Consider the following 15,627-nt stretch of genomic DNA (forward strand, 5'->3'; position numbering starts at 1 on the left):
CTTTCTACGGATGGACCAAGGACTGCACATGCCTGCACACACACTGAAATGCCTGAGCACCTTCACTGCCGTCAGCCTGTTGCTCGGTGCCTGCTCGGCCTTTGAGCCCAAGCCCTACACCGAGGACGAAATGCGCCGCCGGGTCGTCGACGACCAGGCGCGCATGTACAAGGAACAAGAACCCGTCAACGGGCCAATCACCTTCTACGAAGCGTCGGCGCGCGCCCTGAAGTACAACCTCGACTACCGCCTCAAGTTGCTGGAAAGCGCCCTGGCGTCGGACCTTCGTGACGTGTCCAGCCACGAAATGCTGCCGCGCCTGGTGGCTTCGGCCGGCTATGCCGGGCGTAACAACGACTCCGGCGGCACCTCGATCGGCATCGAGGACCGCCAGGTCAGCTTGCGCCCATCCACCTCCGAAGAGCGCTACCGCATGCTCTACAGCCTCGGGCTGTCGTGGAGCCTACTTGATTTTGGCGTGGCCTATTTCCGCACCCAGCAAAAGAACGATCAGATCCTCATGGCCGAAGAGCGCCGCGAGAAAGTGGCGCAGAACGTTTTGCAGGACGTGCGCAATGCCTACTGGCGCGCCCTGGGCGCGCAGCGCCTGCTGCCTGAGGTGGACGGCCTGCTGATGCGCACGCACCGCGCCCTGACCTCGGCCCGCGAGGCTGAAAACAAAGGCCTGCTGCCTCGCCAGGACATTCTGGCCTACCAGCGCGCCCTGCTCGACTCGGTGTACATGCTCACCGTGCGCCGACAAGACCTGGAGTTCGCCCGCGCCGAACTGGCGGCCCTGATGTCGCTGCCACCGAACACCCGGATGGTACTGGCCGACAGCAGCGAACAACCCCTGCCGCTGGTGACCGGCAACATCGAGCAACTGGAGCGGCTGTCCCTGGAACGTCGCCCCGAGATCATGGAAGAGTGGTACCGAAAACGCGTCAGCATGAACGACCTGAAGATCGCCAAGGCCCAACTGTGGCCCAACGTGAGCTTCAACTACGGCTATGAATACGACTCCAACAAGTTCCTCTACAACAGCGACTGGAACCAGACCGGCATCAACGTCTCGATGAACCTGCTGCGGCTGTTGCAATACCCCGACATCCAGGCCGCTGAACAAAGCCAGGAAAAGACCGACGACATGCGCCGCACCGCGCTGTCGATGGCCATTCTCACCCAAGTGCGCGTGGGCCTGTTGCGTTACCAGTTGGCACGCCAGGAAGTGGACTTTGCCGATGAAAGCCTGCGGGTGGACCAGAGCCTGCTCAATTACGCCCAGTCGTCGCGCAGCGCGGCGCTGGGCAGCGAGCTTGAACTGATTCGCGCCGAAGGCCGGTTCCTGCTCTCACGCTACCAGCGCGAAGCCGCCTACTCCGACGCCCAGGCCGCCTGGGGCCGGCTGTACAACTCGGTAGGCTTTGAAGTGATGCCCAAGGAAATCGGGCAGCACGACGTAAAGACCCTGGCCCGCGAGATCCAGCGCACGATCGAGCAGCAAACCCACGACAACCTGCTGGCGACGGGGCAATGAGGCCGCCGCCGTGCTACACGGCGGCCGGTCATTCGAACTCCAGGCTGTAACCCACCCCATACACCGACCTGATCGGGTCATGCCCCGGCGTGACCCCGGTCAGTTTGCGCCGCAGGTTCTTCACATGGCTGTCCACCGTGCGGTCGGCCACCACCCGATGATCCTGGTAGATGTGGTTCATCAACTGATCCCGCGACAGCACTTGCCCCGGGCGCGCCGCCAGCGCGGCAAGCATGCGGAACTCCACCGGCGTCAGCTCCAGCACCACGCCCTGGTAGCGCGCCTGGAACGAGCGGGCATCCAGTTCCAGTCCCTGGTTCGGTGACTGTGCCCCGCTACGGCGCAACACCGCCTTGACCCTGGCCACCAGTTCGCGCGGCGAGAAGGGTTTGCAGATGTAGTCATCGGCGCCCAACTCAAGCCCTAGCAGCCGGTCGATCTCGTCGACGCGGGCGGTCATCATGATCAATGGCATGTGGCTGAAACCGCGCAGTTCACGGCAGATATCCAGACCATTGCGGCCAGGCAGCATGAGGTCGAGCAGCAGCAGGTCGTACTGGCGCAAGCGAATCGCTGGTATCACCTCCAGGCCGTCGGCCAGGTGATCGACACTGTAACCGCCTGCGCGCAGGTAGTCGGCGACCAATGCGGCCAGCTTGGGTTCGTCTTCCACCAACAGGATATGCCCTTGGCTCATGCGAGTTCTCCCCCTGCAGGCAGCGCCAATTCCAGCAACAAGCCGCCCATGGCGGAGGCCCTGGCGGTGAGCTTGCCGCCGTGGACTTCGGCGATTCCACGGCAAATGGCCAAGCCCAGGCCGGTGCCGCCACTGGCGCGATTACGCGAGCGTTCGGCGCGATAGAAGCGTTCGAACAGCCGCGCCAGCGAGGCCTCATCAACGCCGGGGGCGGTGTCTTCACATTGAACCAGCACCTGGTCTTCCTCCTGAAATGCCCGCAGCACCGTGCGGCCACCGGCATCGGTGTAGCGGCGGCTGTTCTCCAGCAGATTGTGCAGCAACTGGCCCAGGCGCGACTCATCGCCCATTACCCACAAGGGCTGCGTGGGCAACTCAAGGGCCAGCGAAAGGCCGCGCTCGGCAAAACTGGCGCCGAAGGCATCGACGACAACAGGCAACAGCACCCGCAGGTCGATGCGTTCACGTCGGTAAGTGGGGCCGCCGACCTCGGCCAGTGACAGATCGAAGAGGTCGTCCACCAGCTTGCTCAACGCCCCTACCTCACCCTGCAACGAGCGCAACGCATTGCCGTCGAGCGGGCGGATACCGTCCTCCATGGCTTCGAGCTCGGCGCGCATCACCGCCAGCGGCGTGCGCAATTCGTGTGAGATGTCGGCCATGAAGTCGCGGCGCATGCGCTCGTTACTGGCCAGGGTTGCCGCCATGCGGTTGAAATCGCCAGCAAGCTGCCCCGCCTCGTCGTTCGAACGCACGGGCAGCTGGATGGCGTAGTCACCCGCGGCCAGGCGGTGGGTGGCGTTGGCCACTTCACGGATGGGCCTGAGCAAGGCCCGGCTCAGCCACCAGGCGATCACTGCGGTGGCCAACAGGCAAGCCAGGCCGATCAGCAGGCTGGAGCGCAGCTGGTTGAGCTGAAAGCGCCGGTCACCGACGCTGGTCACCGACTGCAAGGGCGCCAAGGCCATCCAGCCAACCACCTGGCCCTGATGCCGCAGGGGCCGCAGCAGCATGTCGGCTTCGGCGGCCTGGTAGCCGATGATCGGCTCACGCCGGGCATCCAGCAGGGCAAAGCGCACGAAGGCACCGGTCAGGTCGGAGACCGTCAACTGGCTGGGGTCGAAGGCTTTGTCCGGCTGCACATCATCCGGGCGCAACAGCTCGAACCACTGCTCCTTGTCCTGGCGGATGAAGTCCCAGCTGCCATGCCGGGCATAAGCCTGCTCGATGCGCGGCACGATACGGTCCATGCGCTCTTCGGCCTGCTGGTTGAGGTAGCCGAGAAAACCGTACTTCAGGCTCAGGTACGCCGCGAACACCATGCCGATCACGGCAAATGCGCAGACCGCGAGCATGGCGCAGAAGAACTTGCGGGAAAGGCTGAATTTCATGGTGGCATCGGCATTGGGGGAATGCCGTCATTGAACCCCGTGGCCTGTGGCCTCGCAAGGCGTGCACGGCAATCTCCCAGATTTCTGCACATTGGCTGCACAATTGCCCAGCACTCTGGCGCCATGACCTGTTCTGGCTCGGAGGCCTTCGGATGCCGACTTTATTCCATACCCTGCTTCTCACCCGCTCGCCCCTGGGCCGCGCCCTGTTGCTGGGCGCCGGCCTGATCGTGATCGGCGGCTGCCGTGACGGCCAGCCCAGCGCGCCCCCTGCCATTACGCAGGAAGTGGCCGTCTACAATGTGACCGCGGCGCCCCAAGCGTTGAGCACCACCCTGCCGGGACGCGCCAGCGCGCACCTGGTTGCCGAAATCCGCCCGCAGGTGGGCGGTATCGTGCAAAAACGTCTGTTCAATGAGGGGGATACGGTCAAGGCCGGCCAGGCGCTGTACCAGATCGACCCACAACCTTACCAAGCCACGCTGGCCCAGGCCGACGCGACCGTCGCCTCGGCCCGTGCCACGCTCAAGGCCGCCGAACTCAAGGCCAAGCGCGACGCGCAACTGGTCAAGATCGACGCCATCAGCAGCGAAGACAACGAAAGCGCCCAGGCCGCGCTGCTTGAAGCCCGCGCCAGCCTGCAGTCGGCCCAGGCCTCGCAACGCACCGCCCGCATCAACCTCGACTACACACGTATCACCGCGCCCATCGCTGGCCGCACCGCGACCTCGTCGGTCACCCCTGGCGCGCTGGTCACCGCCGAGCAGACCACCGCCCTGACCACCGTGCAGCAGCTTGACCCGATCTACGTCGACTTCACCCAGCCCAGCAGCACGCTGCTGCGCCTCAAGCGCGAACTGGCAGAAGGCAAACTGGCCCCGAGCGATCAGAAGGATGCCACCCGCATCAGCCTGACGCTGGAGGACGGCAGTACCTACGCCCACGACGGCACCCTCACCTTCAATGGCGTGAGCGTCGATGAAAGCACCGGCAGCGTCACCCTGCGCGCCATCGTGCCCAACCCCGATGGCCTGCTGATGCCGGGCATGTACCTCAAGGCCACCGTGCAGGAAGGCGTGCAACCGGACGCCATCCTGGTACCGCAACAAGGCGTGAGCCGTGACGAGCGCGGCGGCGCCACCGCGCTGGTGGTGGTCGACGGCAAGGTCGAGCAGCGCCAGCTGACCCTGGCCCGTGCGGTGGACAACCGCTGGTGGGTCAGCGAGGGCCTGGCCGAGGGTGACCAGCTCATCGTCCAGGGCCTGCAGAAGGTTCGCGTCGGTCAGCAAGTCCAGGTGCAGGACAGCACCCTGACCGCCCACAACGACAGCAGCAACTGAGGCAGTTCCCATGGCACGTTTCTTCATCGACCGGCCGATCTTCGCCTGCGTCATCGCCATTCTGGTGATGCTCGGCGGGGTACTGGCCATCAACCAGCTGCCGCTGGCGCAGTACCCCACCATCGCCCCGCCGCAGATCACCCTCAGCGCCACCTACACCGGCGCTTCGGCCAAGACCATGGAAGACTCGGTGACCCAGGTCATCGAGCAGCAGATGACCGGCCTCGATGGCCTCATCTACATGTCTTCGAGCAGCAGCTCGGCGGGTAGCGCCTCGATCACCCTTACTTTCGAGGCCGGTACCGACATCAACACCGCGCAGATGCTGGTGCAGACCAAACTCGAACAGGCCAAGGCACGTCTGCCGGAAACCGTGCAGCAACAGGGCATCGAGATCCGCAACTCGGCCAGCGACTTCCTGATCATCCTGTCGCTGGTGTCGGACAACCCCAGTGTCAACGCCACCGATATCAGCGACTTCATCTCCAGCACCCTGTACGACCAGATCAGCCGGGTCAGCGGTGTCGGCCAGGTGACCACCCTGGGTTCGAGCTACGCCATGCGCATCTGGCTCGACCCGGACAAACTCAAGCAGTATTCGCTGATGCCATCGGATGTCAGCACCGCCCTGCAGGCACAGAACGTCGACACCTCCGCCGGCCAGCTGGGCGCCCTGCCCGCTCGCGCTGGCCAGCAGCTCAACGCTACCATCAGCGCCCGCAGCAAGCTGCAGACCGCCGCGCAGTTCCGCGAACTGGTGCTCAAGCACGCCAGCTCCGGTGCCGTGGTAACCCTGGCCGATGTGGCGCGGGTGGAACTGGGCAGCGAAAGCTATGACGTGGTCGCCGAACACAACGGCCAAGCGTCCGGCGGCATGGCCATCAGCCTGGCCACCGGGGCCAACGCCCTGGACGTGTCGCAGGCGGTACAGGCCAAGGTCGCCGAGCTCGAGCAGTTTTTCCCCAGCCAGCTGCAGCTGCGCACCGAGGTGGCCTACAACACCGCGCCGTTCGTGAAGATCTCCATCGAGGAAGTGGTCAAGACGCTGTTCGAGGCCATCGCCCTGGTGGTGCTGATCATGTACCTGTTCATGCAGAACCTGCGCGCCACGCTGATTCCTGCCATCGCCGTGCCAGTGGTGCTGCTGGGTACCTTTGGCGTGTTGGCGGTGCTGGGCTACTCGATCAACACCCTGACCATGTTCGGCATGGTGCTGGCCATCGGCTTGCTGGTGGACGACGCCATCGTGGTGGTGGAGAACGTCGAGCGGATCATCGCCGAAAAAGGCCTGTCGCCACGTGAAGCCACGCGCCAGTCGATGGGCGAGATCAGCGGCGCGCTGATCGGCATCGCCGTGGTGCTGTCGGCGGTGTTCGTGCCGATGGCGTTCTTTGGCGGCTCCACCGGGGTGATCTACCGGCAGTTCTCGGTGACCATGGTCGCGGCCATGACCCTGTCGGTGCTGGTGGCCATGACCCTGACCCTGGCGCTGTGCGCGGTGCTGCTCAAGCCCAGCGACAACCATGGCCAGGCCCGTGGTGGGTTCTTTGGCTGGTTCAACCGCAGCTTCGACCGCACCTCGCAGCGCTACCGCAGCGCGGTCGGCAAGGTGCTGGCGCGGCCCCTGCGCGGGCTGCTGGTGTACGGCCTGGTGCTCGCTGGTGTGGCCTTGATGTTCCACAAGCTGCCCACCGCGTTCCTGCCCGAGGAAGACCAGGGTATGCTGATGATCCAGATGACGCTGCCGGTTGGCGGCACCGACGAGCGCCTGCAGACAGTCACGCGCCAGGTGCAAGAATACATGCAGCAACAGCCGGAGGTTGCCTCGGTGCTGACCGTGCGCGGCCTGGGTAACGGTGGCAACGCGCAGAACGCCGGGCGCGGCTTCGTCAAGCTCAAGGACTGGAGCGAGCGCCAGGGCGCCGAACACAGCGCGTCGGCCGTGGCACAGCGCGCCAACCTGGCGCTGTCGAAAATCCTCGACGCCAATGTGTTCGTGATCGCCCCGCCGGCCATCCAGGGTCTGGGCCAGAGCTCCGGTTTCGAGGTGCAGTTGCAGGATCTCGGCGGTCTGGGCCATGCCCAGTTGCTCAAGGCCCGCGACCAGTTCATCGCCCTGGCGGCCAAGGACCCGCGCCTGGCCAATGTGCGCGCCCAGGGCCTGGAGGACACCCCGCAGCTGAACATCGACATCGACGACCGCAAGGCCGGCGCCATGGGCGTGGCCGCCAGCGACATCAACGACACCCTCAGCACCGTGATGGGCGGCAGCTACGTCAACGACTTCCTCGACGCTGGCCGGGTGAAGAAGGTCTACCTGCAGGGTGAGGCCGACAAACGCATGCAGGCCGAAGACATCGGCGACTGGTACGTGCGCAACGACAGCGATGCCATGGTGCCGCTGTCGGCCTTCACCAGCACCTACTGGACCACAGCCTCGCCGCTGCTGGAGCGCTTCAACGGTTTCGGTTCGTACGAGCTGGTGGGCGAGCCTGCGCCTGGAGTCAGCTCGGGTGTGGCCATGGACGCAGTGGTCGAGATCATGGCGCAACTGCCTGAGGGCATCGGTTACGCCTGGACCGGGCAGTCCTATCAGGAGCGGATGGCCGGCAACCAGGCGCCACTGCTGTACGCGATCTCCATCCTGTTCGTGTTCCTGTGCCTGGCGGCGCTGTACGAAAGCTGGTCGGTGCCCTTCGCAGTCATGCTGGTGGTACCGGTGGGTATTCTCGGTGCGCTGGTACTGACGGGCCTGCGCGGGCTGTCCAACGATGTGTATTTCCAGGTCGGGCTGCTGACCACCGTGGGCCTTGCGGCGAAGAACGCGATCCTGATCGTCGAGTTCGCCAAGGAAGGCTACGAGCGCGGCCAGGACCTGTTGAGCGCGACGCTGGAAGCGGTGCGCATCCGCCTGCGCCCGGTGTTGATGACCTCGCTGGCGTTCATTCTCGGTGTGCTGCCGCTGGCCGTGAGCAGCGGTGCCGGCGCGGGCGGCCGACAAGCCATCGGCACCGGTGTACTCGGTGGCATGCTGGCCGCCACCGTGCTCGGCCTGTTCTTCATTCCCCTGTTCTATGTGCTGGTTCAGCGCCTGGCCGCTCGCCGCCGCCACGCACCTGCAACCCTCACCGCCGAAGGAAAAGCCTGATGCGTCTGTCTCCTCTCCCCCTGCTGCTGGCACTGGCGCTGGCCGGCTGCGTCAACCTGGCCCCGGATTACCAGCGCCCTGACGCGCCACTGGCCAATGATTGGCCGACCGCCACCAGCAACGGCCAGGCCAGCGCCGATATCGCCTGGAAGTCGTTGTTCATCAACACCCGCTTGCGCGACACCGTCGCCCTTGCCCTGGATAACAACCGCGACTTGCGGGTGGCGGCGCTGAACGTCGAATACCAGCGTGCGCAGTACCGCATCCAGCGCGCCGAGTTGTTCCCATCGGTATCGGCCACGGCCGACGGTAGCCGCCAGCGCTCGGTCTCTGACGGCAGCAGCGCGGTCAGCAGCCAGTACAGCGTCGGCCTTGGAATCAGCAACTACGAGCTGGACCTGTTCGGCCGCCTCAACAACCTCAAGGACGCCGCGCTGGAAGACTACCTGTCGCTGGAGCAGACCCGGCGCAGCACGCAGATCAGCCTGGTGGCGGAAGTCGCCAGCGCCTGGATGACCCTGGCCGCCGACCAGCAACTGCTGAAGCTGGCCAACGACACCTATGCCAGCCAGCAGAAAACCTATGCCCTGGTGCAGCAGAGTCATGGGCTCGGCGGCGAGTCCGGGCTGAGCCTTGCCCAGGCGCTGAGCACGGTGGAGTCGGCCCGGGCCGAAGCGGCCAACTATGCCAGCCAGGTCGAGCAGGACCGCAATGCCCTGGAATTGCTGGTCGGCCAACGCCTGGATGACAGCCTGCTGCCCGAAACCGCCAAGCTGGACGCTGCGCTGTTGGTGAGTGTGCCCGCCGGCCTGCCCTCGACGCTGCTGCAGCGCCGCCCGGACGTGCTGGCCGCCGAACATACGCTCAAGGCCGCCAATGCCGACATTGGCGCGGCGCGTGCGGCCTTCTTCCCCAGCGTGACCCTGACCGCCAGCAGCGGCAGCGCCAGCAGCGACCTGTCCGGGCTGTTCAAGTCCGGCAGCCGCGCCTGGAGCTTCGCCCCGTCGATCAACCTGCCGATCTTCAATGCCGGCAGCAACCGCGCCAGCCTCGATGCGGCCAAGGTGACCCGCGAAATTGAAGTGGCCACCTACGAGAAGACCCTGCAGACCGCCTTCCGTGAGGTGGCGGATGCGCTGTCGGTGCGCGCGCACGTGAACGATCGGCTGGACGCCCAGCGCAGCCTGACGGCGGCTCTGGACAAGAGCTACAACCTGTCGCTGGCCCTGTACAAACAGGGCTCGGACAGCTTCCTGGAGGTGCTGGATGCCCAGCGTTCGCTGTATTCGGCGCAGCAGACGCTGATCAGCCTGGAGCTGACCGAGCAGGTGAACCGGGTGACGCTGTACAAGACGTTGGGAGGTGGGTGGTAAACACCCAATGACTCAGAGCGCCATCACCATCTCATGCCAGGCCATGCCGCCGTGGTCGGATGGCGATGGCCGCACGTAGGCGTACCCCATCTTCTGGTACAGCGCCACATGCTGCTCCTTGCACATCAGGTGAATGCTGGTCTTGTGCATGTCACGCATGCGTTGAACGAACTCGCGCATCAAGCGGCCCGCATGGCCCTTGCCCTGATGGGCTGGGTCGACCACTACGGACATGATCACCACATTCGACGCCTCGGCATCATGGCCCACCAGCGATTTGAACTCTTCGTCGGACATCACCACATCGAAGGCACAGCCACTGTTGATGAAACCGATAATCTCGCCCGCTTCTTCCAGGATCAGAAAGCCTTCGGGGTACTGGGCAATCCGCGTGGTGATTTTCTCCAAGGTCGCCGCTTCGTCGCCTTCATAAGCCGTCGACTCGATTTGGAAACAGCGGGCGGCATCGGCAATGACGGCGGTTCGGAAGGGTGCAGTGCTCATCGGGTTCCTCGGGGTTGGCAGGGCGCGAAAATGCCTTAGTTTACCGGTTTTTTTGGGGGGGGCAGTGAGGTGCTTGTCATGACATATTCGGCGCTTTGTAGATCGAGCGCCGCCCGCGCGGCGCATCGCGAGCAAGGCTCGCTCCTACGTTTGTTTCGGGCCAATTATCCCTGTGAGATTTTCGCGCGACCGCTTTTTGCGCATGGCGCGATATCGAGCCGCACAAACAAGGCGGTCGCGCGCGCCTGCCACAGGCGTTACTGGCCTTAAACAAACGTAGGAGCGAGCCTTGCTCGCGATGCGCCGCGCGGGCGGCGCTCGATATCCGCATCACCTCCGCACCCAAGACAGGCACTTCGCCGCCCCGCTCCCAATATTCCGTGAAAAGCCGTTTTATTGCCTATGCTAGAACCGCCCTCCCCCGAGCAGCGGACCCTGCCATGTCATCACCCGAAGACGACCTGCAATCGAGCTGGCAACATAACGCCCAGGCCTGGATCGACGCCGTGCGCAGCGGCGCCATCGAAAGCCGTCGGCAAGTGACGGACCAGGCGATCCTGCTGGCCGTTCTTGGTCGCCAGCCCGAACGTGTATTGGACCTGGGCTGTGGCGAGGGCTGGTTGCTGCGGGCGCTGGCCGAGCGCGGCATCGAGGCGGTGGGCGTCGATGGTGACCAGGCACTGGTCGAGGCCGCACGTGCGGCGGGATCGGTGGAAGTGCACCTGGCCAGCTATGAGCAGCTGGCCGAGGCCGAGCTGGACGTTGGCTCAGGCTACGACCTGATCTGTGCCAATTTCGCACTGCTGCATCAGGACATCATCCCGCTGCTGGCGGCCATGAACACGCTGCTTGCGCCGTCCGGCGCGCTGGTGATCCAGACGTTGCATCCCTGGAGCGTGGCCAACGGGGTTTATCAGGATGGTTGGCGGGAAGAGTCGTTCGCGGGGATGGCCGGGCAATGGCAAACGATGCCGTGGTATTTCCGAACCTTGTCCAGTTGGTTGAACGCGCTGGACATGGCAGGGTTCAGGTTGGTGAGCCTGCAAGAGCCGCAGCATCCGCAAAGCGACATGCCACAGTCGCTGCTAATGATTGGGGAAAGGCGCTGAAGCAGCTGGCCCTATCGCCGGCAAGCCGGCGATGAGGCCTGAAAGCCGGACACCGCGGCCGGTCGCCTGGTGATTCTGTGTTGACACTCACTGGCGTTGCGCGGTGACGGGCTCCACCGGCGGACGCAAATGCAGCACGCGGTTCCGGCCACCTTCTGCCACCAGGTAACCGCCCTTGCCATCCGCCACGATCGCCTGCGGCGCCTTGAGGAACGACAACACGGTGTGCTGTTCCCCTTGGGCATCGATGCGTAGCAACCGCGCTCGGTGGGTGTTGTCTTCACTGATCCACAAGCCACGCTGGTCACAGAACAGGAAGGTTGGGTTGCGCAGGCCGTCGACCACCACCGGGTCCTGGCCATCGTCGCTCAGCGCACGCACCTTGCCAGCGGCTTTTTCGGTGTACAGCAGGCGCCCATCGCTGCACCGGGTCAGGCCTTCGGTTTCGCTCAGGCCCGAGCGCAGGACTTCGAGCTGGCCACTTTGCCAGTCGTAACGCATCAAGCGGCCATTGCCCTTGCGGTCTTCGATGGCATAGAGCTTGTCGCCATCGTTCCACAGCCCCTGCACACTCTCGCCCTCGAACAGCGCGGTCACCTGGCCATCGCGGGCCAGGCTCACAGGGGCGCGCCCGCCCTCCTGGCTGAACACCCACCCGCCATCCGCGGCAACCATGCCGTCGGGCTTGGACAAGTTGTCGACCACCACAACACGGTCACCCTTGGCAGTAATCTTGAGGATGCTGCCTTTGCCATCGTCCAGTTCGCGGCTGACCAACAGGCTACCGTCGGCCTGGGGCAGCAACGAAGCCGCTTTGTCGACTTGGCGATGCAGCACTTCGACGTCCCAACCCTTGGCGGCCTGCACCGGGTAGAAGCTCTGCCAGGCAAAGAAACCCAGGGCAGCGGTGAGCACGCTGGCGGTGGTGGTCAGGGCGATACGCGTGCTGCGCTGGCGCAGGATGGGCATGAATCGGGCTCCTTGAGTGAATTTTCGATGCTAGCAAGGCAATGTGAAAAAAATGTCGTGACCAAAACGTAGACGGTGCTCAATGCAGCCACTCAACAAAAAGGATATAAAAATAAGAAAACAATCTAACTAAAACGAATAAACAAATTGAAAGGTTCAGGCCGCCTCCTTAGGCTGGGTTCACGGTTTCCCTACAAGAACTCAAGGAGCGTCCGCCATGCCAAAACGTACTTTCTCTCCCCTGCGTCGCCTGTTGCTCGGCGGCTTGCTGGCCGGTGTCGCCAGCGCCCTGCTGCCCTGGTCCAACGCCCTGGCCGAAGAGGCCAAAACCCTGCGCATCGGCTACCAGAAGTTCAACAGCATCAACATCCTCAAAGGCAGCGGCGCCCTGGAGAAAGCCCTTGCGCCGCAAGGTGTGAAAGTCAGTTGGCATGAGTTCGCCGCCGGCCCGCAACTGCTCGAAGCCCTGAGCACCGGCGCCATCGACCTGGGCCACGCCGCCGATGCGCCCTCGGTATTCGCCCAGGCCGCCGGCAAGCCGGTGGTGTACCTGGCCGCCGAACAACCCTACCCTCGTGGCATCGGCCTGGTGGTGCGCGAGCAGGACCACCTGGCTTCGGTGCAGGACCTCAAAGGCAAGCGTGTGGCCACCGGCCGTGGCTGGAACGCTCAATACCTGCTGGCGGTGGCCCTGGAACAGGCCGGCCTGAGCTACAAGGACATCACCCCGGCCTACGTCAACAACGCCGCCGATGCCGTGGCCGCCTTGCAGTCGGGCAGCGTACAGGCCGTGACCCTGTGGGACCCGTTCCTCGCCGCCGCCGAAAGCCAGCCGGGCCTGAAGAACCTGCGAGATGGCAGCGGCCTGTCCAACAACCGCACCTTCTATCTGTCCACCGCCGCGTTCGCCGATCAGCACCGCGACCTGCTCAAGACCTTCTTCAGCGAACTTGGCAAGGTCAGCCTGTGGGCCAACGCCAAGCCGGGTGAAGTCGCCGCCTTGCTGGCACCGCAGCTGGGCATCGACGCCAGCGTGCTGGAAGTGGCCAGCGAGCGGCGCAACTACAACGCCGTGGCCATAACCCCGCAGATCGTTGCCGAACAACAGAAACTGGCCGACACCTTCCAGGGCCTGGGCCTGATTCCGCACAAGCTGCAGGTGGCCGATGCGGTCTACCCAGCCTCCGTGCTGCCTTGAGCGGAGCTTGCCAGCCATGCCACGCCCGATCCGCTTCAACGCCTTCAGCATGAACGCCGCCAGCCACCAGTCCCCCGGGCTGTGGCGCCACCCACGCAACACCAGCGTGGCGTTCAACCGCCTGGACTACTGGACCGACCTGGCCCGCCTGCTGGAGCGCGGCCTGTTCGACGCGCTGTTCATCGCCGATGTGCTAGGCATCTATGACGTGTACCAGGGCGGGCCGCAGGCGGCCTTGCGCGGTGGCGTGCAGGTGCCGGTCAACGACCCGCTGCTGCTGGTGCCGGCCATGGCCGGGGTGACCGAGCACCTGGGCTTCGGCGTGACCTTTTCCCTGACCTACGAGCACCCCTACCCCTTCGCCCGGCGCATGTCGACGCTCGACCACCTGAGCAACGGCCGGGTGGGCTGGAACATCGTCACCGGCTACCTGGACAGCGCCGCGCGCAACCTGGGCCTCGCCCGCCAACTGGGTCACGACCAGCGCTATGACCTGGCCGAAGAGTACCTTCAGGTGCTGTACAAGCTCTGGGAAAAAAGCTGGGACGACGACGCCGTGGTGCTTGAGCGTGACAGCGGCCGTTACATCGAGCCGTCCCGGGTGCACGCCATCGGCCATGCCGGCGAGCACTTCCAAGTCCCCGGCATGCACCTGTGCCAGCCATCGCCACAGCGCACCCCGGTATTGTTCCAGGCCGGAGCTTCGGCACGCGGCCAGCAGTTTGCCGCACGCCACGCCGAATGCGTGTTCATCAGCGGGCCAACGCCCACGGTGCTGCGCCGCTATGCCGACGGCATCCGCCAGGCCAGCGAAGCCGAGGGGCGCGGGCGCGATGAGGTATTGATCTACGCCCAGGCACTGCTGATCGTGGCGCCAACGCGGCACGAGGCCGAGGCACGCTTTGCCGAGTACCGCCGCTATGTCGACCTGGACGCTGCCCTGGCCCTGCTTTCGGGCTGGACCGGCATCGACTTCGCAGGCCTCGACCCGGACGCCCCCATCGAGTACGTCGAGAACGACGCTGGCCGTGCAGCCCTGGCCGCCTTCACCGCTGCCGACCCGAACCGCCGCTGGACCGTGCGCGAAGCCGCCGAGTTCGTCGGCCTGGGCGGGCGCGGCCCGGTGCTGGTCGGCACGCCCGGCGAAATTGCCGACCAGCTGGAAACCTGGCTTGACCAGACCGGTATCGATGGTTTCAACCTGACCTACGCCGTGCAACCGGACGACCTGACCCACGTAGTGGACCTGCTGGTGCCCGAACTGCAACGCCGTGGCCGCTACCCCACGGCCTATGCCGACGGCACCCTGCGCCACAAGTTGTTCGGCCAGGGCGCACGGCTGCCGCAGGAACATGCCGGCCGCCAGGTTCGCATTCAGCCGGCAAATACCGGGTATTCCAACATTTAATTTGTGGATGGCACTGACTCGCCCCTATGCTGTTCAAGCATCCCCTGCGCCGCACCGGCCGGTGCGGTTCACGGCACGGGGAGAGAACAACAAGTCGAGATTGTCCATGTCGAATCATTCGTACTTCGCCCCCCACGGTGGGCACCCGGCTCAGACCGAGCTGTTGACTGACCGTGCCATGTTCACCGAAGCCTATGCCGTCATCCCCAAAGGCGTGATGCGTGACATCGTCACCAGCCACCTGCCGTTCTGGGACAAGATGCGCATGTGGGTCATCGCCCGCCCGCTGACCGGCTTTGCCGAGACCTTCTCGCAGTACATCGTCGAAGTTGCCCCGGAAGGCGGCAGCGAGCGCCCTGAGCTGGACGCCAACGCCGAAGCCGTGGTGTTCGTCGTCGAAGGCGAAATCGATATCACCGTCGAAGGCAAGCACCACACCCTGGGCCAGGGCGGCTACGCCTTCCTCGCCCCAGGCGCCGAATGGAGCCTGCGCAACAACAGCAAGGCCAACTGCACCTTCCACTGGCTGCGCAAGCACTACCAGAAGGTCGAAGGCCTGGACGTGCCGGAGTCGTTCGTCACCCACCGCGACAACGCCACCGTCATCGAAATGCCGGGTACCGAAGGCCGCTGGGTCACCACCCGCTTCGTCGACATGGCCGACATGCGCCATGACATGCACGTCAACATCGTGACCTTCCAACCCGGCGGCGTGATTCCGTTCGCCGAAACCCACGTCATGGAACACGGCCTGTACGTGCTCGAAGGCAAGGCGGTGTACCGCCTGAACCAGGACTGGGTCGAAGTGGAAGCCGGCGACTTCATGTGGCTGCGCGCCTTCTGCCCGCAAGCCTGCTACGCCGGTGGCCCAGGCAAGTTCAGCTACCTGCTGTACAAAGACGTCAACCGCCACGTGCACCTGACCCTCAACCCGAAGCGTTGAGTTCAGGCTG

At 64.7% G+C, this 15,627-nt stretch carries 12 protein-coding genes; 8 read left to right on the forward strand and 4 right to left on the reverse strand.

Annotation, left to right across the window (positions count from 1 at the left end):
* Positions 1 to 28 precede the first annotated feature (28 nt).
* The gene (locus PspTeo4_RS09130) at positions 29 to 1,537 is read left to right on the forward strand and encodes a TolC family protein (RefSeq protein WP_322363350.1); all 1,509 of its coding nucleotides are present in this window, start codon (positions 29 to 31) and stop codon (positions 1,535 to 1,537) included.
* A 28-nt stretch (positions 1,538 to 1,565) separates the two neighbouring features.
* Here PspTeo4_RS09130 and PspTeo4_RS09135 read toward each other — a convergent pair whose 3' ends face one another.
* Both PspTeo4_RS09135 and PspTeo4_RS09140 read right to left on the reverse strand, forming a co-directional pair.
* Complete coding sequence (locus PspTeo4_RS09135) at positions 1,566 to 2,234, reverse strand: response regulator (RefSeq protein WP_322363351.1); 669 nt, start codon at positions 2,232 to 2,234, stop codon at positions 1,566 to 1,568.
* Positions 2,231 to 3,625 (reverse strand): ATP-binding protein, encoded by a 1,395-nt coding sequence (locus PspTeo4_RS09140; RefSeq protein WP_322363352.1) that lies wholly within the window; start codon positions 3,623 to 3,625, stop codon positions 2,231 to 2,233. The genes PspTeo4_RS09135 and PspTeo4_RS09140 overlap by 4 nt, the downstream gene beginning before the upstream one ends.
* A 152-nt stretch (positions 3,626 to 3,777) precedes the next feature.
* Here PspTeo4_RS09140 and PspTeo4_RS09145 point away from each other — a divergent pair, with 152 nt between their 5' ends.
* The 3 genes from PspTeo4_RS09145 to PspTeo4_RS09155 are packed head-to-tail and all read left to right on the forward strand — an operon-like array spanning position 3,778 to position 9,486.
* Positions 3,778 to 4,965, forward strand: a complete 1,188-nt coding sequence (locus PspTeo4_RS09145) for an efflux RND transporter periplasmic adaptor subunit (protein WP_322363353.1) — start codon at positions 3,778 to 3,780, stop codon at positions 4,963 to 4,965.
* Positions 4,966 to 4,975: 10 nt separating this feature from the next.
* Complete coding sequence (locus PspTeo4_RS09150) at positions 4,976 to 8,113, forward strand: efflux RND transporter permease subunit (protein ID WP_322363354.1); 3,138 nt, start codon at positions 4,976 to 4,978, stop codon at positions 8,111 to 8,113.
* The gene (locus PspTeo4_RS09155) at positions 8,113 to 9,486 is read left to right on the forward strand and encodes an efflux transporter outer membrane subunit (protein ID WP_322363355.1); all 1,374 of its coding nucleotides are present in this window, start codon (positions 8,113 to 8,115) and stop codon (positions 9,484 to 9,486) included. The genes PspTeo4_RS09150 and PspTeo4_RS09155 overlap by 1 nt, the downstream gene beginning before the upstream one ends.
* A 12-nt stretch (positions 9,487 to 9,498) precedes the next feature.
* Here the strand turns inward: PspTeo4_RS09155 and PspTeo4_RS09160 are convergent, their stop codons facing one another.
* On the reverse strand, positions 9,499 to 9,990 hold the full coding sequence (locus tag PspTeo4_RS09160; RefSeq protein WP_322363356.1) for a GNAT family N-acetyltransferase: 492 nt from the start codon (positions 9,988 to 9,990) through the stop codon (positions 9,499 to 9,501).
* Positions 9,991 to 10,430: 440 nt separating this feature from the next.
* Between PspTeo4_RS09160 and PspTeo4_RS09165 the strand changes: the two genes are divergently transcribed.
* On the forward strand, positions 10,431 to 11,099 hold the full coding sequence (locus PspTeo4_RS09165) for a class I SAM-dependent methyltransferase (RefSeq protein WP_322363358.1): 669 nt from the start codon (positions 10,431 to 10,433) through the stop codon (positions 11,097 to 11,099).
* A gap of 87 nt (positions 11,100 to 11,186) precedes the next feature.
* Here the strand turns inward: PspTeo4_RS09165 and PspTeo4_RS09170 are convergent, their stop codons facing one another.
* Positions 11,187 to 12,068 carry a hypothetical protein gene (locus PspTeo4_RS09170; protein WP_322363360.1) on the reverse strand — a complete coding sequence of 294 codons (882 nt, stop codon included), beginning with the start codon at positions 12,066 to 12,068 and terminating at the stop codon, positions 11,187 to 11,189.
* Between the two features lie 217 nt (positions 12,069 to 12,285).
* Here PspTeo4_RS09170 and PspTeo4_RS09175 point away from each other — a divergent pair, with 217 nt between their 5' ends.
* From PspTeo4_RS09175 to PspTeo4_RS09185, 3 genes are all read left to right on the forward strand, one after another.
* Positions 12,286 to 13,266: an aliphatic sulfonate ABC transporter substrate-binding protein gene (locus PspTeo4_RS09175; protein WP_322363361.1), complete on the forward strand. Its 981-nt coding sequence runs from the start codon at positions 12,286 to 12,288 to the stop codon at positions 13,264 to 13,266.
* A 16-nt stretch (positions 13,267 to 13,282) separates the two neighbouring features.
* Entirely contained in the window at positions 13,283 to 14,674 is a 1,392-nt protein-coding gene (locus PspTeo4_RS09180) for an LLM class flavin-dependent oxidoreductase (protein ID WP_322363362.1), read from the forward strand.
* A gap of 106 nt (positions 14,675 to 14,780) precedes the next feature.
* On the forward strand, positions 14,781 to 15,617 hold the full coding sequence (locus tag PspTeo4_RS09185; protein WP_322363363.1) for a bifunctional allantoicase/(S)-ureidoglycine aminohydrolase: 837 nt from the start codon (positions 14,781 to 14,783) through the stop codon (positions 15,615 to 15,617).
* The last annotated feature ends 10 nt before the right edge of the window (positions 15,618 to 15,627 follow it).

It is taken from the genome of Pseudomonas sp. Teo4 (assembly GCF_034387475.1).
Classification (GTDB): Bacteria; Pseudomonadota; Gammaproteobacteria; order Pseudomonadales; family Pseudomonadaceae; genus Aquipseudomonas.